The sequence below is a fragment of the Actinomycetospora straminea genome (assembly GCF_028737255.1).
GTDB lineage: Bacteria > Actinomycetota > Actinomycetes > Mycobacteriales > Pseudonocardiaceae > Actinomycetospora > Actinomycetospora straminea.
On record NZ_JAQZAN010000022.1, the window covers coordinates 49,164 to 67,714 of the forward strand.

Below are 18,551 nucleotides of genomic sequence, written 5' to 3' on the forward strand. Positions count from 1 at the left end.
CCCGGCCGACGGTCGACAGGTCCGAACAGCCTACTGGCGATCAGCCCTCGGACCGGGCGGTCGCCACGAAGCAGTAGCGGTTGACGCTGAAGAGGTAGTCGGTCCCCCGCGAGCGCAGGTCGTCCGTCCAGCGCGCCGCGTCCTCCGCGGTGAGGCCGTGGCGCCCGGTCACGTACTCGGCGATGGTGACCATCGTGTGCGCGCTGTAGGTGTCCTCGGCGAGGACCGGGTTGAACAGCGGCACGAGCACCCGCTCGGCGACGTCGAACCCCGCGCGCTCGAGCAGGCCGGGCAGGACCCGGGGCAGGTACGGGTCGACGAGGTGGTCGTCCCACGCCGTCATGACGCGTCGGTGCAGGTCACGGTCGGCGGCGTGCCAGACGACGGAGTCCCAGTCGGTGTCGAGGACGACGACGCGCCCGCCCGGTCGCAGCACCCGGTGCACCTCGCGCAGCGCGCCCGCGACGTCGGCCACGTACTCGTAGACCTGCGTCGACACGACCGCGTCGAAGGACCCGTCGGCGTAGGGCAGGGCCTCGGCGCCGCCCTCGTCGATGCCGACCCAGGGCAGGTCCGCGCCGTGCTCCGCGGCGACGGCGTTCATCGCCGTGCTGGGGTCGACACCGCGTACCGAGCCCTCGGCGCCGACGGCCTCGGCGATCGACCGGACCAGGTAGCCCGGCCCCGACCCGACGTCGAGGACGTCCTCGCCGGGCAGCGGACGGAGCAGCGCCAGCACCCGCTCGCGCTGCCGGACGACGTCGGGCGTCGCGTAGACGGCCTGGATGCGGCGGGCGGCTTCCTCGCCGAAGGGCAGCATGGCGATCAGGGTCCCGCGACGCGGGGCCCAGGACAACGACGTCGCTGCGCGGCCGCGCTGTCGGGGGTCGGTGCCACCATCGGCGCATGGCGAGGTGGCGCGAGGTCGAGGCAGCGGTACCGGAGTTCGCGGCGCGGGTGCGGGCGTTGTTCGACGCCCACCGGCACAAGACCCTCGCGACGCTGCGCGCCGACGGGTCGCCGCGGATCTCGGGCATCGAGACCGTGTTCGACGACGGGGAGCTGGCGTTCGGCTCCATGCCCGGCGCACGCAAGGGCGCGGACCTGCGCCGCGACCCCCGCTTCGCCCTGCACAGCGCCACCGTCGACCCCGTCGAGGGCGAGGAGGCGCGGTGGCCGGGCGAGGCCAAGATCGCGGGGCGGGCGGTCGCGGCGGGCGCGGTCACCGGGGAGGCCGAGGGCGACCTCTTCCACGCCGACGTCACCGAGGTCGTCCACACCCACCTCGACCCCGCGGCGACGCTGCTCGTCGTCGAGTGGTGGACCCCGGCGGCCGGGCTGCGCCGCGCGGAGCGGGCGTGACCCGTCAGGCCGCCCGGAAGTCCGAAGGCCGCTCCGGCGACGCCGCGGCCAGCGCCCGGCGCACGCCGTCGGCGTCGAGGTCCGCGCCGTAGACCGGCGTGCCCGGCTGCTGGCGCCAGGACTCCTCGAGCGGTCCGGCGTCCACCGGGTCGAAGCCGAGCTCGTCCACCAGCGCCATCACGGTGTCCTTGGCCGGGCCGTTCGCGCCGGCGACCGGCAGCGCGATGCGTCCGGCGGCGCCGCGCGGCGCGCCGCGCTCCAGCAGGTGCTTCCAGTGGATGCCGTTGAAGGCCTTGTACACCGGTGTCCCGAGCTGCTCGGCGACCCAGACGCTCTCCGGGGTCCCGTCCTCCAGGGCGTCGATCCGCCCGTCGCGCTGCCGCGGGTAGTAGTTGTTCGTCTCGATGACCGGGGCGCCCTCCTTCGCCCCCGCGACGACGCCCGGCCCCAGGTCGGGGGTGCTCTTCTGCAGGACGCTGACGACCACGACGTCCGCGTCCGCCGCCGCGTCGCGGGCCCACACCGGCGTCGCGCCGGTCTCCGCCGCCAGCTCCGCGAGCGTCTCCGGGGCGCGGGAGTTGGCCACGCGGACCTCGTGCCCCAGCGCCGTGAGCCGCCGCGTCAGCGTGGCGCCGATCAAGCCCGTCCCGATGATCCCGATCCTCATGAGCGGAGCAACCCCGGGGTGGTCGGCGGTGTTCCGGCGTGCCGCACCGCCTCCCGCCCGGACGGCGGTACACTGGAGGAGAACCGCGGCACGCCGCGCGGGAACCCTTCCTGCTGCGGCCGCTCGACGTGGACCGATCGGTGTCCGCGACGGCGTTCTGCCGGTCCCGCCGCGGTTCGCACTCGCTCGTGCGCGGGGCCCGTCCGCCCCGCCGGCGACACCGACAGACGCTGCACGCAGCCCGGCACCACCGCCGGGCGTCCCGGAGGAGGTCCATGGCTCGTCGAGGCCAGCCGCAGAACAGTGCTCGCCGTGGTGGCGCCCCCGGGCCCCGCCGGCGGGGCGGGCGGCGGCGCGAGGACGTCACGGCGGTGCTCACGCGCGCCGTGCAGGAGGTCCGCTCCGCGCTGGGCAACGGCCGGGTGACGTCGTCGACCCGGACGAAGTTCCAGGCCGTCGCCCTGGCGCTGCGCGACGAGCGCGCCCGGGTGCGGGCGGACGAGGAGCTCACCGACGCCCGCCGCAACGACCGCCTCAAGCGCCTCGACGACATCGCGACCGATCTCGCGAAGACCGCCGTCCGGCACCCGGCGCTCCTGGCGCTGCTCAGCGAGGACGCGGTCGTCTCCGACGACGCCCGCTCGCTGGAGCGCGACATGCTGCGCCGCGCGGGCGTCGAGCCCCCCGCGGAGCCGGAGCCCGAGGTGGAGGAGCCCGAGGCCGAGCCCGCCAAGCCGGGCGTCGTGCCGCAGTCGGTGGTCTCGCGTCGGCTCGCGAACCCGTTCCTCGAGCCCGACTTCTCCGCCGCCCGCCCGGCCGCGGCGCGCCCCACCCCGCTGAGCGGCTGGGAGCTGCTCGACCCGCTGCTGCGCTCCTTCGAGCGCGCGAGCGACGGGGCCTCGACGAGCATGGCGCTGCCCGGACCCGGGAACGTGCGGGTGCCCGGCGGCCGTGAGCTCATGCCGCACCAGGCGAAGCTGGTCGCCGCCGCCTCCGACGGCCACCGGACCTTCCTGCTCGCCGACGAGCCCGGTCTCGGCAAGACCGCCCAGGCGCTGCTGGCCGCCGAGGCGGCGAAGGCCTATCCCCTGCTCGTCGTCGTGCCCAACGTCGTCAAGACCAACTGGGTCCGCGAGGCCGGGCTCTGGTCGACGCGGCGCACCGCCACCGCGGTCCAGGGCAACGGCGAGTCGGTCGACGGCTTCGCGGACATCGTGGTCGTCAACTACGAGGTCCTCGACCGGCACATGGGCTGGCTGCGCGACTTCGGGTTCCGCGGGATGGTCGTCGACGAGGCCCACTTCATCAAGAACAAGACCTCGCAGCGCTCCCAGCACGTCCTGGCGCTCGCCGAGCGCATCCGGGCCTTCACCGCCCGCCCGTTGCTCATGGCGCTGACCGGCACCCCGCTGATCAACGACATCGAGGACTTCCTCGCCATCTGGGAGTTCCTCGGCTGGATCGACGAGAAGAAGCCGCTCGCCGAGCTCATGGACGCGCTGACGGCGACCGGGCTGACCCCGGCCGACCCGGGCTTCTCCTCCGCGGCCCGCCAGGCCGTCGTGGACCGCGGGATCGTCCGGCGCCGCAAGGTCGACGTGGCCGCCGACATCCCGGCGCGCCGCATCGCCGACCTGCCCGTCGAGCTCGACGGCCCGACCGGCCGGTCCATCCGGGCCGCGGAGCGCGACCTCGCCCGACGCATGGTGGCGCGGTACCGCGACGCCCTCGCCGCGCGGGGGTCCGACCCCGCCGAGGGGATCGACCACGAGCTCGTCGCGCGCGTCGCCACCTGGGAGCAGAAGGACGCCGCCAACTCCCCCAACGGCGACAACGTGTTCTCGATGATGCGGCGCATCGGCCGGGCCAAGGCCACGCTCGCCGCCGACTACGCCGTCCAGCTCGCGCGCAGCGCCGGCAAGGTCGTCTTCTTCGCCAAGCACATCGACGTCATGGACGCCGCCGAGGAGACGTTCGCGCAGGCCGGCGTGCGGTTCTCGTCGATCCGCGGCGACCAGACGCCCGGCGTGCGGCAGCGCAACATCGACGCGTTCGTCGAGGACCCGGGCGTGTCCGTCGCGGTGTGCTCGCTGACCGCGGCCGGGGTCGGCATCAACCTGCAGGTCGCGTCGAACATCGTGCTCGCGGAGCTGCCGTGGACCGCGGCGGAGCAGACGCAGGCCATCGACCGCAGCCACCGCATCGGCCAGACGGAGCCGGTCACGGCGTGGCGGATCCTCGCCGCGCAGACGATCGACGCGCGGATCGCGGACCTCATCGACGACAAGGCGGGCCTCGCCGCCGCGGCGCTCGACGGGTCCGACGAGGAGGTCGGCTCGTCCACCGACGCGCAGCACGCGACCCTGGTCGCGCTGCTGACGGAGGCGCTCCAGGCCGGCGATTAGGGTGGCCGCCGTGCCGATGACCGCCAAGTACGCGACCACCTGCGGGGTCTGCGCCGCGCCCGTCACGCCCGGCGAGGAGATCGCGCGGTCCGGGGAGCGGTGGGCGCACGCGGGGTGCGCGTCGACGGCGGGGAACGGCTCCTCCGCGACGGCCGGCGCCACGTCCGCCGCCAAGCCTGCCGCGAAGGCCACCGCCAAGACCACGAAGCCCGCGCGCCCCGACATGCCCGCCGCCGAGGGGGCCCTCGAGGTGTGGACCGACGGCGCGTGCTCCGGCAACCCGGGCCCGGGCGGCTGGGCCTGGGCCACCCGCGACGGCCGCCAGGCCAGCGGCGGCGAGCCCGGCACCACCAACCAGCGCATGGAGATCCGCGCCGCCCTGGAGGCGGTGCGCGCGCTGGACGGCCCGCTGGTCGTGGTGAGCGACTCCACCTACGTCGTGAACTGCTTCCGCGACGGCTGGTGGAAGGGCTGGCTCGCCCGCGGCTGGGTGACCAGCGCGAAGAAGCCCGTGGTCAGCCGCGACCTCTGGGAGCCCTTGATCACGCTCGTCAACGAGCGCGGCGACGTCTCCTTCCGCTGGACCAAGGGCCACTCCGGCGACGAGATGAACGACCTCGTCGACCGCCTCGCGGTGGAGCAGTCCAAGGCCGTCGCGAGCTGACGCGGCGGGCCCCGCACGGCACCGGGTGGGGGTCGCGGCGCCCGAGGTAGGGGTGTCCACCCGATGCCGGGTCGATCGCGGCGTCCCTACCGTCGGGGGGCCCACCGACCTGCCCGACCCGCCTGACCACGGAGCCCGCGATGACGACGACCACGACCGAGCCCGGCGGCGTCCGGCCCTGCGCGACCGTCCTCGGGGAGGACGACGTCCGCGCCGCCGCGGAGCAGGCCCGCCGGCGCTACCCCGGGCCGGTCGGCGAGCTCCTCCACCGCGAGCTCATCGCCTACGCGCGCCTCGGGCACCGCTTCACCAGCGACGGCGACGCGCTCCTCCCGCACCTCACGACGCACCTCCTGGCCCCGCCCGGCCGGACGCCCGCGTCGTGCGGGTGCCCGGGCCGGGGACCGGGACCGGTGCCCGGGCTCTGGCCGGCCGTGTCGCGCCGGTCGACCTCCGTGCCCCCACCACCGGGACGTCTGCTTTCGGGTGAACATGGCCCACGGGCGGCGGCCGGGGCGTGACGATGCGCCGATGACTCCCTCAGCACCGGCGACCCGACGGCTCGCGGCGGTCGGTGCCGTCCTGGCGTCGGTCCTGGTCCTCGCCGGTTGCGGCGGCAGCAGCGGGCCGCAGTCGTACCCCGACCTCAGCGCGGTGATCCAGGGCGGCGGCCTCGTCGTGTGCTCCTCGCGGCCCGTCCCGAACCCGCCGGGGACGCAGGCGCAGGAGACCCAGGCCCTCACGGTCGGATCGACCGACGCGGGCGAGCTCTCCGCCGAGGGCCAGAACGGCAGCGGCGACCTCACCTGCGCCCCGAGCGCCGTCACCGTCGCGACCGCCTCCCGCTACGACGACCAGGACGCCCGCGACCAGGCGGCCCAGTCGCTGCAGGGCACGGTGCCGCCCGCGAGCGGCACGACCGTGCACAGCACCGGCGCCTTCGTGGTCGTCGTCGCGGACCCGAACAACGACGGGCCCACCGACCGCCTCGACGAGGTGCTGACCAAGGCGGCGTCGTGAGCGGCGACACGTAGGCTCCGGGCGGCCCGGTCGACCAGCCCCGTGGAGGAGCCCGTGTACCTCGCCATCGCCACCGACGGTGTCGAGCTCCAGCAGCCCGAGAGGACGAACGAGCTCTACGCCTCCTACTGGGAGCGGCTCGGACCCGACGAGATCACCAAGCTGCTGGCCGAGCACGACGCCGGCGAGCTCCTGCCCGACTTCAACCACGTCATGGTGCCGGTGGCCACGCTGCGACGCCTCGCCGCCGGCCGCGTGCCCGAGGGCTGGGACGACGACTTCGCCGCGATGCTGGCCCACGCCCGCGAGAAGGGCTGGCTCAGCGAGGACGGCGAGGCCGTCCGCGCCCACCTCGAGCGCGAGCGCTGACGGTCAGCCCCCGCTTGGCCATGCCGCTGTTCAGGCCTCGCGGAGCACGGCGGAAGGGGACCCAGATGGATCGGCCGACGATCGCGGTCACGGGGGCGACGGGGCGTCTCGGCGGGCGGGTCGCGCGCCTGCTCGCCGAGCGCGGCGTCGCCCAGCGCCTGGCCGTCCGCAGCCCCGACCGCGCGCCGGCGCTGCCCGACGCCGTGGCCGTGCGCTGCGCCTACGACCGGCCCGACCAGGTCGCGACCGCGCTCGACGGTGTCGAGACCGTCCTCATGGTCTCCGGCTCCGAGACCCCCGACCGCGTCGAGCAGCACCGGACGTTCATCGACGCCGCCGCGGCCGCCGGGGTGCACCGGCTCGTCTACGTCTCGTTCTACGGCGCCGCGCCCGACGCCACGTTCACCCTCGCGCGCGACCACCACGCCACCGAGGAGCACCTGCGCGCGAGCGGCCTCGTGACCGTCGTCCTGCGCGACAACTTCTACCTCGACTTCCTGCCCGAGCTCGTCGAGGCCGACGGCGTCATCCGCGGACCCGCCGGCACCGGGCGCGTCGCCGCGGTGGCGCAGGACGACATCGCCGAGGTCGCCGCCGCGGTCCTCACCGCCCCGGGCTCCCACGACGGCGCGACCTACAGCCTCACCGGCCCGGAGTCGCTCACCCTCGCCGAGGCCGCCGAGGTCATCGGCCGGCGCACCGGCCGGTCGGTGCGCTTCGAGGACCAGACCCTCGACGAGGCCTACGCGACCCGGGCCGGGCAGGCCCCGGACTGGCAGCTCGACGCGTGGGTCAGCACCTACACCGCCATCGCCGCCGGCGAGCTCGCCGGCGTCACCGACGACGTCCCCCGCCTCACCGGCCACCCGGCTCGTTCACTGGACGACCTGCTCGCCGCACCGGGGACCTGACGGTCGCGGGCGTCGGTCCGGCGCGTCGGGACGGCTCGAGTCGGGCATCCCGCGCCGTCCCTCCCGACCTCGGGACCGACGAGAGCAGGAGTGAGTGATGAGCAACAGCGTCCCCGATCGGGCGGCGCCGCCCGGGCCGCCGTCCGAGGCGTCCGTGGGCGAGCTGATGACCCGACTGTCCGAGCAGACCTCCCGGCTGGTCCGCGACGAGCTGGCGCTCGCCCAGATCGAGCTCAAGGACACGGCCAAGCAGGCCGGCAAGGGTGCCGGGCTGCTGAGCGGCGCCGGTGTGCTCGCCCTCTACGGCCTGGGCGCCGCGGTCGCGACCGCGATCATCGCGCTGGCCCTGGTGCTGCCGCTGTGGGCGTCGGCGCTGATCGTGACCGCGGTCCTGTTCCTCGCCGCCGGCGTGGCGGGGCTCGTGGGCAAGAAGGAGGTCGAGCACGTGTCGCCGACCCCGCAGCGCACCGTCGACAACGTCAGCCGCGACGTCGCAGAGCTCCAGGAGGCGCGTCACCGTGACCACACCCGGCCCTGAGACCCCCACCGGCGCGCGGACCCCGCGCCCCGGCCCCGGGGCGACGCAGGAAGAGCTGATCGCCGACATCGAGGCCACCCGCGCCGAGCTCGGCGACACCGTCGACGCCCTGAGCCAGAAGCTGGACGTCAAGGCCCAGGCCCGCGAGTCCCTCGAGGACGCCAGGCAGCGCGCCACCGTCCAGTTCCACCAGGTCAGGGACGCCGCGACCGACGAGCACGGCAACCTCACCCCGCAGGCGCGCGCGATCGCGATCAAGGTCGCCGCGGCCGTCGCGGGGCTGGTCGTCGTGCGGGCGCTGTGGAAGAAGGTGCGAGGATGACCCAGCAGCAGCAGCAGGCGGAGCCGACCAGCACCAGCGCGAAGATCCTGTACCGCCCGGTCGGGATCGCCAGCTCGATCGTCGGCGGCCTCCTCGCCAACCTGATCTTCAAGAAGGTGTGGCAGCGCACGGCCCCGCGCGACGTCCCGGACGACCCGCCGAACGCCCTGGACTCGGGGTCCGACCTCAAGACCATCGTGCTCGCCGCGGGCCTGCAGGGCGCGATCTTCGCGGTCGTCAAGGTCCTCGTCGACCGCGGCGGCGCCCGCGCGTTCCAGCGGTGGAGCGGGGAGTGGCCCGGGAACTGACCCGGTCACCCCGTCCACGGAAGGCCCGCTCCCGATCCGGGGGGGGGCGGGCTCCGGGACACCTACGCGGGGCTGGCGGAGGACGCCTGAACCGCCGGCGACGCCAGCGCCGCGACCACCTCGTCGGCGTCCGGCATGGCCGCGATCTCGGCCCGCACCGCCGACGCGCGCGTGGCGGCGGACGGGTCGGCGAGCAGGCGACCGGCCGCCTCCCCGATCGCCGTGGGGGTGAGGGCGTCCGGACCCAGCGCGGCGGCCACCCCGGCCGCGACGCAGACCTCGGCGTTGACGAACTGGTCCGCCCCCTGGGGCAGCACCACCTGCGGCAGCCCGTGGGCGAGGGCCCCGAGCACGATGCCCGCGCCACCCTGCGACACGACCAGCGAGCACCGCGGCAGCAGGAGGGTGTGCGGCAGGTAGGGCGCGATGAGCACGTGCGGCGGCTGGGGGCCGTAGGACGCCGGGTCGGTCCCCGGTCCGCTCGTGACGACGAGGTTGACCGGGAGGTAGCGCAGCCCGGCGATCGCGGTCTCGAGCAGCCCCGGCGTCCGGTGGAACATCGTGCCGAGCGTCAGGTGGACGGTGCGCTCGTGCGGGAGTGCGTTCACCGCCGCGGGCAGGCGCTCGCCCGGGGCCGGCTCGCCCGCGACCGGCCGTACCGGTCGCGACCGGGGCCAGAGCCGCTCGCCGGCCGGACGGAGCGAGGGCGGCCAGGCCTCGAGGTAGGTGGCCCGACGCGTCGTCGCCGCATCCAGACCGGTGCGGTGGCTGCGGTGGAGCTCGTCGAGCGCCGGGTCGATCTGCAGCATCGCCCAGAGCGGGACCGGGATCATGACCCCGAGCCCGTGCACGACGTGCCGGACCCCGACCACGGCCGCGGCCACCGCGCCGGCGAGCTCGAACTCGTCGGAGACCACGAGGTCGGGCTGCCAGGCGACCGCCCGGGGCACCAGGTCGGCCGCGCGGGCCGCGGCGGTGGCGGCGAACCACGGCCGGCCGTCGGCGACGGCGTCGGCGTGGGTGGGGCCGACCGTCCAGGTCGTGAGGCCCCGCCGTTCGACGGGCGCCGTCATGTCGGCGCCGGTCGCGAACGCGACCTCGTGGCCCGCCCGCGCCGCCGCGACGGCCAGGGGCAGCATCGGGTTGACGTGCCCGAACAGCGGATAGCTGGTGAAGAGGATGCGCACGGGACTCACCGGCCGGCCGTGGTCGCGAGCGCGTCGTCGCCGGTACGGAACGCCGCGACGTGGTCGGCCAGGAAGTCGGCGAGGGAGCGTGGCTCCCGGCCGGTGACGACGCGGACGACGTCGGACGCCTCGCTCTGGGCACCCCGGCGCAGCTCGCCGAAGACGGCCACGGTGCCGCGCGCGGACCACGCGGGCACGCCGGCGGCGAGCAGCCCGGCGGTGGCGACCTCGTCGGTGACGGGCACGTAGTCGACCCGGCGCCCGAGCAGGGCGGTCAGCTCGCGGGCCACGTCGTCGCCCGTGACCGCGGCGGGGCCGGTGAGCTCGTAGGTCCGCCCGTCGTGGTCGGCGCCGGCGAGCACGGCGACGGCCACCTCGGCGACGTCGCGCGGATCGATCACCGCGATGCGGGCCGCGCCGGCGGGGAGGGGGAGGATCCCCTGCCGCACGGCGTCGGCGGCACCGAGGAGGTTGGTCAGGTAGAAGCCCGGACGCAGCACCACGTGCGCGATCCCCCGGCCGCGCAGGTGCTCCTCCACGCGACCGTGGGCGTCGCCGAAGGCGACCGGGGATGCCGTCCGGGCGCCGCGTGCCGAGAGCTTGACGACGCGTCGGACCCCGGCGTCGACGGCCGCGTCGATCGCCGCGGTCTCCCACGCCACCTGGCGGGGGTCGTTCACGCAGGCCAGGAAGACCTGCCGTGTGCCGGACACCGCCGCGTCGAGGGAGGCCCGGTCACCGAGGTCGCCGACGGCGAGGTCGACGTCGGTCCCGAGCACCGCGACCGCTCTCCTGCGGTCGCGGACGAACGCGCGGACGGGCACGCCCCGCCGGCGGAGCAGGTCGACGACGTGGCGGCCGACCGTGCCGGTCGCGCCGGTGACGAGGACGGGAGCGGTCGGGCGGTGGTCAGGCGGGGTCGTGGTCATGGCGGCGAGGGTCGTCGGCCGGGCGTTCCGCGGCCGTTCCCCGGCGCGCGGCCTCGAGGAACGTCGCCCGCACCCGGCGAGCCTCCGGCGCCCAGACGCACGCCGCACCGCCGAGCGCGAGCAGGCGCTCGGCGGCGGCCACCGCTGCCCCGGGGTCGGCCCCGTCCGCGTGGGCGGCGAGCTCGACCCGCCCGAGGTAGGCCTGCAGTCCCGCCACCGGCTCGGCGCCCCGCGCGGCGGCGAGGGCGTCGTCGATCGCTGCGAGCCCGGACTCGCGGCGCCCGGCGCGCACGTCGACGAGCCCCTGCAGCGCGGTGGTCGTCAGGCGGAGCTGCGGGGCCACGACGTCGGCGTCGGCCAGCGCCGCGACGTGGCGGACCAGAGCGGGCCCGTCGCCGGCGTCGATCGCGAGCATCGCCGCCCACACCCGCGCCGAGGTGCGGTTCTGCGGATGGGCGACGGTCTCGGCCCAGGCCAGGGCCTCGTCCACGGCCGCCCGCGCCCGCTCTGCGTGCCCGAGGAACAGCAGGGTGATGCCCAGCAGGGCCAGCGAGAGGACCTTCGGGTCCTGGCCCGTGCGCACCACGTGGGCCCGGTGGTCCTCGGGGCGGTAGCGCGCGACCGCCCGCTCGAAGTGGGCGCGGGCCGCCGCGAAGTCGGCCCGCCAGAAGGACGCCGCGCCCAGCACCCAGGCCGCCTCGACGACGGCGACGTCGTCGCCGGCCCGCTCGGCCGCGGTCGCCAGTCGCTCGGCGAACCGGGTGGCCTCGGCGAACGCGCCCCGGGCCATCGCGCTCATCACCAGCGACCGCAGCAGCGGTGGGGGCTCCGCCGCCCCCAGGGAGTGCGCGAGGGCGAGGGAGCGCTGCTGGGTGCGGGCCACCGCCGCGGACGTGTAGCCGTCCACCGAGGCGAGCGGGGCGAGCAACGCCGTGCGCAGGGTCAGCTCCCCGGCGTCCCGCTGCGGGGTCGCCGGTCGGGTGGCGAGCAGCTCGAGCGCCCGGTCAAGGGCCTGGACGCCGTCCGCGTACGCGTGCAGCAGCAGGGCGTCGGTGGCGGCGCGCCGGTACCAGGAGACGGCCTCCTCGACGGCGTCCCCGCGGTCGAGGTGCGCGGCCACCCGTCCCGGGTCGACCGGCGCGTGCGCCGCGAGCGCCCGGCCCACACGCCGGTGCGTCCTGCGCCGGGCGAGGGGACCGAGGCGTCGGTGCGCGACCTCGCGGATCTTGTCGTGGCTGAACTCGTACTCGTCACCCGGCCGTTCGCGCAGGATGCCGCGGCGCCACAGCTCGTCGAGCCCACCGACGAGACCGTCCTCGTCGACGTCGACGACCGCTGCGAGCACCGCGAGCGGCACGACCCTCCCGATCACCGCGGCCGGCCCGACCAGCGCGGCGGCCGCGTCCCCGAGCGCGGCCAGCCGCGTCTCGATCACCGCCTGGACGCGGGGAGCGAGGGCGCTCCCGCCGGTCAGTCCCGCGCGGAGGGCCTCGACGACGAAGAGGGGGTTGCCCTCGGTGTCCTCGTGGAGACGGCGCACCGTCGGCTCCGGCAGCGGCGCACCGGCGAGCTGCTCGGCCAGCGCCGCCGTGTCGGCCACGCCCAGCCGGTCGAGCGGGACCTCGTCCAGCAGGTCGTCGGCGGCCAGCGCGTCGAGCAGGTCGCTCGCCGGCCCGTCCGGGTCGAGCTCCTCACGGCGGGCGGTGGCCACCACGAGCAGCTGCGCGCCGGCGTCGGACCGCAGCAGGTAGTGGACGAGCCGGCACGTCTCGCGGTCGACGTGCTGGAGGTCGTCGAGGACGAGCAGGACCGGTCCGGTGCGGCGGCGGACGGCGGCGGCCACGGCGTCGAAGAGCCGGCGGCGCAGGTCCGCCTCGGGCAGCGGTGCCGGCGGCTCGAGGTCGGGCACGTCGGCGAGCAGCTCCGGCAGCAGCCGGGCGAGGTCGGTGAGGTGCGGACCGCCGAGGGCGCCGAGCCGCGCCGCGAGCGCCTCCGACCGGAGCCACGACACCACCGGGCCGTAGGCGAGCGCGCCCTCGCTCCGGTGGCCCCGGGCCTCGGCGGTGACCGCACCCCGGCGCGCGCACCACGCGCGGAACTCGTCGACGAGCCGCGATTTCCCCACGCCCGCCTCGCCGCTCACCAGCACGAACCGCGCGCGGCCCTCTGCCGACCGCCAGGCGGCCCCGAGCCGCGCCCGCTCCGGTCCGCGCCCGATCAGCGGCGGCCCGACCGCGCGGGACCCGACGGCCGCGTCCGCGTCGGCCAGCAGCGCGTCGTAGGTGGCCCGGGTCGCGGCGGACACCTCGACGCCGAGCTCCCGTTCCAGGGCCGCGCTGCACGCGTGGAAGGCGCGCAGGGCGTGGGCCCGCTCGCCACGAGCGACGCACAGCCGCATCAGCCGGCGGGTGGCCTCCTCGGCGAGGGGGTCGGCGCGCACCAGCCGCTCCGCGATCGAGGCCGCCTCGGCCAGGTCGCCGGCGGCCTCGGCGAGGTCGGCGAGCTCGGCGAGGGCGTCGCGGTGGCGGCCCCGCAGGCGGTCTCGCTTCTCGCGCAGCCCGAGGTCGTCGCCGGCGTCCTCCAGGTCGCCCGCGTACAGCTCGACGGCCTCGCGCACCGCCGCCCGGCGATCCCCGGTCCCGCCGCGGTCCAGCAACGTCTCGAAGGCGAGGGCGTCGACCCAGCACGGCACCTCGTGGCGCCACCGCAGCGTGTGCGGCGTGACCTCCAGATGGGGAGCGATCTCGGGCAGGCGGCGGCGCACGGTGTGCAGCACCTTGCGCAGGTTGGTGCGGGCCTGCCCGTCGGTGGAGTCGGGCCAGAGCAGCGCGGCGAGGCGCCGCCGCGGCTGCGCCGCTCCCCCGGCCAGCACCAGGTGTGCCAGCAGCGACTCCGCGCGCACCGACTCGAGCGGCGCCAGCACCCGGTCGCCGAGCCGCAGCTCGAACCGTCCGAGGAGCCGGACCCGCAGCACGGGCCCGCCCCGGTCGTCGGTCGTGGCGGCTGCGGTCATCCACCACCTCGGCACGGTCGGCTCGGAGGACGCCGGTCCCGACGGTAGCGACGTCGGCCCCCGCGCCCCAGCCTCGTCGGCTCGGTGGCGAGCGGACGCGTCAGCCCACCGGGACCGGCCCGAGCAGGTCGATCCCGTGCTCCTCGGCGATCGCCAGCACCGCGTCCATGCTCGGCTCGCCCGCCGCGGCGAGGGCGGCCGCGGCCCGCGAGAACCCCTCCATCGGTGCGCCGGGGGCGTGGACGACGAACGCCACGGCGTCGACCGCGGACTCGTTGCGGATCGTGTGGGGGGTCCCGCCGGCGAGCGGCACGACCTGTCCGGGGCCGGCGGTGAAGCGACGGACCCGGTCGCCGTCGTCGACGTAGAAGACGAACTCGCCCTCGAGGACGTGGTAGACCTCGCCGGGAGCGTGACGGTGCATCACCGGGGCGCCGCCACCCGGCCGCATCCGCACCGTGGCGGCGAACAGCGCGCCGTCGGTCTGCGCGCACGACGCGAGCACGACGAGCTCGTCCCCGCCCAGCTCGAGCCGCTCGGCCGTGGCAATATCGACAGGTATCTTGTCCATTCTGCGAAGGTAGACAGGAGGCCTGTCGATGTCAAACCGCATCCCGGCACTCGGGGGTCGCGAGCGCCCGGCCAACCTCGCCGTGCTGATGCGGGAGTCGTTCGTGGCGCTCAACGACGTCGTCCTCGCACGGTTGGCCGAAGGGGGACACGACGCGGTCCGGCCCGCGCACGCCGCGGTGTTCCAGTACCTCGACGACACCGGGACGACCGTCAGCCTGCTCGCCGAACGGGCGCAGATGACCAAGCAGGCGATGGCCGAGCTCGTCCGGCACCTCGAGGACCACGGGTACGTGGTCCGCGTGCCCGACCCCGACGACCGGCGGGCGAAGCTCGTCGTCCCCACCGAGCGCGGCCACGACGTCGTGGCCCTGGCCCAGGGGCTGGTCCCGCAGATCGAGCACCGCGTCGTCGAGATCCTCGGCGCGGACCGGGTCGAGGCCCTCCGGTCCGACCTCCAGGCGATCCGCGCCGCCTTCACGGCGGGCAGGTAGGAGCCGAGGGCCCGTCCTCCTCGCGCGGCGGGCGGCGTGGGACGTCACGCCGAGCGCCCACCCCCACCGGACCGCGGGACGTCGCTGGGCTCGGACACGAAGTTCGCGCTGCCCAGGAGCACGAACTGGACGAAGCCGGCGAGGGCGACCACCACCGGCAGGAAGATCGCGACCAGGTTCACGTCCCAGGCGCCGACCGGGTGGTACACGGCGCCGGCGGCGAACATCGCCGTGGCCACGGTGGCCTTCGTGACCGCCACGCGGCGCAGCCACGCGGGGTGGCGCAGGGTCAGGAGGATCGCCAGTCCGATCGCGGCGAGGACCGCGAACTGCGGCAGGCCCGCCCGGACGCCCACCACCGTGGCCGTCGCCGCGTCGCCACCGCGCAGCGCGACGAGGCCGGCCCCGCCGAGGGCCACGGCGAGGACGCCCTCCACCGCCATCGACGCCCGGGTCCGCCGGGTGAGCCGTCGGGCCTCCTCCTCGAGGTGTCCCGCGACCATCGCCCGCACGTCCCGGCCGGTCGCCACGCTGCCCATCACCGCTCCTCCTGCTCGTACCGTCACGGCGGGTGTCGGCCCGCCCTGACACCGAGGATGCGACGACGCCTCGCCGGGCGGGTTGTAGTTTCGGACAATCTGCGGACTCCGCGTTGTCGGGAGGTCACCGATGATCACTCTGGACCGCCTCGTCGACGTCCTGGCCGGCAGCGGCGCCCGCCTCGCCGCCGGCGGAGCCCGTGCCCGCGAGGTCATGCTGCGGAGCCTGGTCGTGCACGACCCCACCGATCCGCGCCCCGCCAGCGGTGACGTCTTCCTGGCCGTGGGGATCGACGCGCCGGCGGAGGCGGTCGCCCTGGCCGAGCAGGCGCGGGCGGCCGTGGTGCTGGTCCGCGCCCCGGCGCCGCTCGGGCCGACGGCCTCCGCCACCGCCGAGCACGCGGGCATCGCCGTCGTGCTGGCCGACCCCGAGGTCTCCTGGAGCCACCTCACGGGGCTGGCCTACGGGCTCGTCCTCGAGGGCCGGGAGACCGCCTCGGGCCGCGGCCCGACCGACCTCTTCGCCCTGGCCGACACCCTCGCCGCCGCACTCGGCGGCTCCTCGGTGGTGATCGAGGACCAGCTCTCGCGCGTCCTGGCCTACTCCAGCTCCGACGACGACGTCGACGCGGTGCGCGCGCGGACCATCCTCGGGCGGCGGCTCCCCGACTCCGTGCGGGAGCTCTTCGCCGCACACGGCGTGTTCCGCCACCTCGCGGCCTCCGACGAGCCCCTGTTCGTCGAGCCGTCGTCCGACCACGGCTTCGGCGGGCGCATGGTGGTCGCCGTGCGGGCCGGCCGGGAGCTCCTCGGCTCCCTGTGGGTCGAGGCCGCCGTCCCCTTCGCGCCGACGCGGCGCCGGGTCCTCGAGGACGGCGCCCGGACCGCGGCGCTGCACCTGCTGCGCTCCCGCGCCAGCGCGGACCTGGAGCGGCAGGTGGAGTCCGACCTGGTCACGCGCCTGATCGAGGGCGAGGGCGACGCCCCCGGCATGATCAGCCGGCTCGGGCTGCCCGCCACCGGGTTGCGCGTCGTGGCGCTGCAGGCCCACGTCGAGGACGAGCAGCATGCCGGGGTGCTGCTGGCCTTCGAGCACGTCACCACGGGCTTCGGCTGGTCGCGCCCGGGCCGCAGCGCGTTGTTCGCCCACACCGTCTACACCCTGCTCCCGATCGGGGACGGCAGGACCGAGGCCGCGCGCACGTGGGTGGCGTCGGTGCGCGCGGGCCTGCCCGCGCACGTCGGTCTCGTCGCCGGGATCGGGGGTGCCGCCGACGCGTCCCTGCTGCCGGCCAGCCGTCGCGAGGCGGACGAGTGCCTGGCGCTGCACGTCGCGCGCCCCGACCTCCCGCCCGTCGCCTACGACGAGTCCTGGGACCGGATCGTGCTGCGCCGCCTCCGGGCCGTGGCCGCCGCGGGCCGCATGCCGGAGCGCAGTCCCGTGGCCGAGCTCCGACGGCACGACCGGCAGTACGGCACGCACCACGTCGCGACCCTGCGCGCCTGGTTGGCGGCCCACGGCGACGTCGGGGCCGCCGCCGCAGCCCTCGACGTGCACCCGAACACCGTCCGCTACCGACTGCGGAAGATCGACGAGGCCACCCCTCTCGCCACCGACCACCCCGACCAGCGGCTCGCCCTCATCGTCGCGCTCGCGGCCATGGACGAGGACTAGCTCGGCGTCGCCCCCGGCCGGCCTCCGGGTCCCTCGCGCACCACGGGAGCACGCCGGACCCGGTGGACCAGCCAGACGAGCAGAACGGTCACCGCCACGAAGAACGTCGCCGGCCCCGGGGCGTGCGCCATGACCATGAGCAGCGCCAGCGCGGCGGAGACCACCGCCGCGACCGTGTGGAAGGTCAGCTCGAACACCCGCCGACGGTGGGCACGCCGGGCCCACGTGGAGAAGGCCGTGGACCACCCGGGGTCCTCGGCGAGCAGGTGGTTCTCGATGTCGAGCAACATCGCGCGTTCGCGGTCGTCGAGCACGTCGGGCCTCCCGTCGGGTCTCGTGCCGTCTCTCGTGTCGTGCGCGTGCCGGAGGGATCGGCACAGGGTCAGTACTGAGCCTGCGCCCTGTCCTGCCCGGGGACGTTGTCCCAGGACGACAAGGTCCGCCGTCGCGGTTGTCGGCACGCGACATCCGTTCCGGCGGACGGCGCTCGCAGGGTGGACGGCGGATCGACGGACCGGCCGGGACCGGTCGCCCACCCCGGGAGGTGCACCTCGTGACGGACAACGGTCGCGCGTGGCTGAGCGCGCAGGGCTACCAGCAGGCCCTCGACGAGCTCGACCGGCTGCTGCTGAGCCACCGGTCCGGCCCGCCCGGCCACGACGGCGACGAGGACGCCTGGGCCCGTCACGGATGGCGCGAGCGCCGCATCCGCCACCTCCAGGAGCTCGTGCTCGGGGCCGCCGTCGGCGGCGTGCCACCGGACGACGGCGTCGCCGAGCCGGGGATGGTGCTCACCGTCCGCCTCGACGACGCCACGGAGACCGAGACGTTCCTCCTCGCGGAGAGCGGCGTCCCGGCGGACCGGGAGATCGACGTCTACTCGCCGGCCTCGCCCGTGGGCCGGGCGGTGCTCGGGGCACAGGAAGGGGACACCCGCCGCTGCCGCCTCCCCGACGGGCACACGGTCTCGATCACGCTCGTCGCCGCGAAGCCCTACGACCAGGGTTGATCAGCGCATCCCCGGGCGCGCACGATCCGGTCGGGACCACGGCGCGCTCCGCGTCGGCCGACGGGCCCGCACGAGGACCGGGAGGCCGGCATGAGCACGAGCGACGAGCGCGAGTCGCCCACGGTGAGCCGGCGCAGTGCGCTGATCGCCACCGCCGCACTGGGGCTGGCGGGGTGCGCCGCCCCGGAGCCCGAGCCCCCGCCCCGCCCCCGCGGCGGCGGCCTGCCCTTCACCGCCGCGCCGGGGCCGGGAACGGGCGCGGCCGGCACCGTGGTCGGCCCGGCCGCGGAGGTCCCGGTCGGCGGCGGGAAGGTCTTCCCGGCGCTCGAGGTCGTCGTCACCCAGCCGAGCCCGGGGCGCTACGAGGGCTTTTCCGCCGTCTGCACCCACACCGCCTGCATCGTCGCCGACGTCGCGGACGGGACCATCAACTGTCCCTGTCACGGCAGCCGCTTCAACCTGGACGGCTCCGTGGCCCGCGGCCCGGCCGAACGACCACTCACCGTGAGATCTGTCCGCGTCGACGGAGGACAAGTACTGCTCGAATGATGTAACCTCCTCACCCTGAG

At 76.1% G+C, this 18,551-nt stretch carries 22 protein-coding genes; 14 read left to right on the forward strand and 8 right to left on the reverse strand.

The features are described from left to right. Positions 1-40: 40 nt before the first annotated feature. Positions 41-820 (reverse strand): methyltransferase domain-containing protein, encoded by a 780-nt coding sequence (locus PH190_RS24755; RefSeq protein WP_274234199.1) that lies wholly within the window; start codon positions 818-820, stop codon positions 41-43. A gap of 86 nt (positions 821-906) precedes the next feature. Here PH190_RS24755 and PH190_RS24760 point away from each other — a divergent pair, with 86 nt between their 5' ends. After that, entirely contained in the window at positions 907-1,362 is a 456-nt protein-coding gene (locus PH190_RS24760) for a pyridoxamine 5'-phosphate oxidase family protein (protein ID WP_274234200.1), read from the forward strand. A gap of 4 nt (positions 1,363-1,366) precedes the next feature. Here PH190_RS24760 and PH190_RS24765 read toward each other — a convergent pair whose 3' ends face one another. Continuing rightward, entirely contained in the window at positions 1,367-2,029 is a 663-nt protein-coding gene (locus tag PH190_RS24765) for an NADPH-dependent F420 reductase (protein ID WP_274234201.1), read from the reverse strand. A 275-nt stretch (positions 2,030-2,304) separates the two neighbouring features. Between PH190_RS24765 and PH190_RS24770 the strand changes: the two genes are divergently transcribed. The 9 genes from PH190_RS24770 (at position 2,305) to PH190_RS24810 (ending at position 8,566) form a co-directional block, all read left to right on the forward strand. Beyond that, positions 2,305-4,434, forward strand: coding sequence for a DEAD/DEAH box helicase (locus PH190_RS24770; protein WP_274234202.1), 2,130 nt, complete (start codon positions 2,305-2,307; stop codon positions 4,432-4,434). A gap of 16 nt (positions 4,435-4,450) precedes the next feature. Further along, complete coding sequence (locus PH190_RS24775) at positions 4,451-5,098, forward strand: ribonuclease H family protein (protein ID WP_274234255.1); 648 nt, start codon at positions 4,451-4,453, stop codon at positions 5,096-5,098. 140 nt (positions 5,099-5,238) lie between these two features. After that, positions 5,239-5,619 (forward strand): hypothetical protein, encoded by a 381-nt coding sequence (locus PH190_RS24780; RefSeq protein ID WP_274234203.1) that lies wholly within the window; start codon positions 5,239-5,241, stop codon positions 5,617-5,619. Positions 5,620-5,629: 10 nt separating this feature from the next. Beyond that, on the forward strand, positions 5,630-6,118 hold the full coding sequence (locus PH190_RS24785; RefSeq protein ID WP_274234204.1) for a hypothetical protein: 489 nt from the start codon (positions 5,630-5,632) through the stop codon (positions 6,116-6,118). Positions 6,119-6,172: 54 nt separating this feature from the next. Next, complete coding sequence (locus PH190_RS24790) at positions 6,173-6,487, forward strand: hypothetical protein (RefSeq protein WP_274234205.1); 315 nt, start codon at positions 6,173-6,175, stop codon at positions 6,485-6,487. A 65-nt stretch (positions 6,488-6,552) separates the two neighbouring features. Continuing rightward, positions 6,553-7,398, forward strand: a complete 846-nt coding sequence (locus PH190_RS24795; protein WP_274234206.1) for an SDR family oxidoreductase — start codon at positions 6,553-6,555, stop codon at positions 7,396-7,398. Between the two features lie 97 nt (positions 7,399-7,495). Then, positions 7,496-7,936, forward strand: coding sequence for a phage holin family protein (locus PH190_RS24800; RefSeq protein ID WP_274234207.1), 441 nt, complete (start codon positions 7,496-7,498; stop codon positions 7,934-7,936). Beyond that, positions 7,917-8,258, forward strand: coding sequence for a DUF3618 domain-containing protein (locus PH190_RS24805; protein WP_274234208.1), 342 nt, complete (start codon positions 7,917-7,919; stop codon positions 8,256-8,258). The genes PH190_RS24800 and PH190_RS24805 overlap by 20 nt, the downstream gene beginning before the upstream one ends. Then, the gene (locus tag PH190_RS24810; RefSeq protein ID WP_274234209.1) at positions 8,255-8,566 is read left to right on the forward strand and encodes a DUF4235 domain-containing protein; all 312 of its coding nucleotides are present in this window, start codon (positions 8,255-8,257) and stop codon (positions 8,564-8,566) included. Before PH190_RS24805 ends, PH190_RS24810 begins: the two co-directional genes overlap by 4 nt. Before the next feature lie 62 nt (positions 8,567-8,628). Here the strand turns inward: PH190_RS24810 and PH190_RS24815 are convergent, their stop codons facing one another. From PH190_RS24815 to PH190_RS24830, 4 genes are all read right to left on the reverse strand, one after another. Next, on the reverse strand, positions 8,629-9,753 hold the full coding sequence (locus PH190_RS24815) for a glycosyltransferase (protein WP_274234210.1): 1,125 nt from the start codon (positions 9,751-9,753) through the stop codon (positions 8,629-8,631). Between the two features lie 5 nt (positions 9,754-9,758). Then, positions 9,759-10,682 (reverse strand): NmrA family NAD(P)-binding protein, encoded by a 924-nt coding sequence (locus PH190_RS24820; protein ID WP_274234211.1) that lies wholly within the window; start codon positions 10,680-10,682, stop codon positions 9,759-9,761. Then, positions 10,663-13,695 (reverse strand): ATP-binding protein, encoded by a 3,033-nt coding sequence (locus tag PH190_RS24825; protein ID WP_274234212.1) that lies wholly within the window; start codon positions 13,693-13,695, stop codon positions 10,663-10,665. The genes PH190_RS24820 and PH190_RS24825 overlap by 20 nt, the downstream gene beginning before the upstream one ends. A 100-nt stretch (positions 13,696-13,795) precedes the next feature. Next, positions 13,796-14,266 (reverse strand): cupin domain-containing protein, encoded by a 471-nt coding sequence (locus PH190_RS24830; protein ID WP_274234213.1) that lies wholly within the window; start codon positions 14,264-14,266, stop codon positions 13,796-13,798. A gap of 28 nt (positions 14,267-14,294) precedes the next feature. On the opposite strand from PH190_RS24830, the gene PH190_RS24835 reads away from it, so the two are divergent. Continuing rightward, entirely contained in the window at positions 14,295-14,759 is a 465-nt protein-coding gene (locus PH190_RS24835) for a MarR family winged helix-turn-helix transcriptional regulator (protein ID WP_274234214.1), read from the forward strand. A gap of 44 nt (positions 14,760-14,803) precedes the next feature. Here PH190_RS24835 and PH190_RS24840 read toward each other — a convergent pair whose 3' ends face one another. Then, positions 14,804-15,298 (reverse strand): hypothetical protein, encoded by a 495-nt coding sequence (locus PH190_RS24840; RefSeq protein ID WP_274234215.1) that lies wholly within the window; start codon positions 15,296-15,298, stop codon positions 14,804-14,806. Between the two features lie 130 nt (positions 15,299-15,428). Here PH190_RS24840 and PH190_RS24845 point away from each other — a divergent pair, with 130 nt between their 5' ends. Next, positions 15,429-16,973 (forward strand): PucR family transcriptional regulator, encoded by a 1,545-nt coding sequence (locus tag PH190_RS24845; RefSeq protein WP_274234216.1) that lies wholly within the window; start codon positions 15,429-15,431, stop codon positions 16,971-16,973. On the opposite strand, the gene PH190_RS24850 is transcribed toward PH190_RS24845, so the two are convergent. After that, on the reverse strand, positions 16,970-17,287 hold the full coding sequence (locus PH190_RS24850; protein ID WP_274234217.1) for a DUF3040 domain-containing protein: 318 nt from the start codon (positions 17,285-17,287) through the stop codon (positions 16,970-16,972). The genes PH190_RS24845 and PH190_RS24850 overlap by 4 nt on opposite strands. Before the next feature lie 239 nt (positions 17,288-17,526). On the opposite strand from PH190_RS24850, the gene PH190_RS24855 reads away from it, so the two are divergent. Continuing rightward, the gene (locus PH190_RS24855) at positions 17,527-17,982 is read left to right on the forward strand and encodes a GreA/GreB family elongation factor (protein ID WP_274234218.1); all 456 of its coding nucleotides are present in this window, start codon (positions 17,527-17,529) and stop codon (positions 17,980-17,982) included. Positions 17,983-18,072: 90 nt separating this feature from the next. Further along, positions 18,073-18,531, forward strand: a complete 459-nt coding sequence (locus tag PH190_RS24860) for a QcrA and Rieske domain-containing protein (RefSeq protein WP_274234219.1) — start codon at positions 18,073-18,075, stop codon at positions 18,529-18,531. Positions 18,532-18,551: the final 20 nt, after the last annotated feature.